The sequence below is a fragment of the Mitsuaria sp. TWR114 genome (assembly GCF_007997345.1).
This window is the reverse complement of record NZ_VOSR01000781.1, coordinates 1-583: the sequence shown is the minus strand read 5'-3', so window position 1 is coordinate 583 and position 583 is coordinate 1. Positions and strand designations below refer to the sequence as shown.

General features: G+C 74.6%; 1 protein-coding gene. It reads left to right on the top strand.

Going from position 1 to position 583, the window contains the following annotated elements; translation table 11 throughout:
• Positions 1-583: heme biosynthesis HemY N-terminal domain-containing protein (locus FUT87_RS24115; RefSeq protein ID WP_310735320.1), on the top strand; the 583-nt coding region annotated here is incomplete at both ends.

The window sequence follows — 583 nt, the reverse complement described above, 5'->3', positions numbered from 1 at the left end:
GGACCTGTCGCTCAACCTGTTCCTGCTGCTGCTGGTGGCGGGCTGCTTCGCGCTGATGACGCTGATGCAGACGCTGGATGCGCTGCTGACGCTGCCCAAGCGCGCGCGGCTCTGGCGCATGGCCCAGCGGGAGCGCAGCGCGCAGGTCGCGCTGCGCGAGGCCTGGGCCGAGTATTTCGGCGCGCGCTACAGCCGCGCCCAGAAGGCGGCGCAACGCGCGCTCAACATCCAGTCGCAGACGCCGGACCTGGCGCAGGACGGCGCGTTCATGGCGCTGGCGCACCTGGTGGCCGCGCAAAGCGCGCACAAGCTGCAGGACCGGCGCAACCGCGATGAGCACCTGCGTCAGGCGCTGCAGGTGGCGGCGACCTCGGCCGGCGCGCGGGTGCAGGAAGAGGGCGCCCGGCTGCTGGCGGCCGAATGGGCGCTCGACGACCGGGACGCGCCGCGCGCGCTCGGCCTGCTGGGCGAACTGACGCCCGGCGTGGCGCGCCGCACCCAGGCGCTGCGGCTGAAGCTGCAGGGCAGCCGGCTGGCGCATCAGCCGCTGGAGGCGCTGCGCACCGCGCGCCTGCTGGCCAAG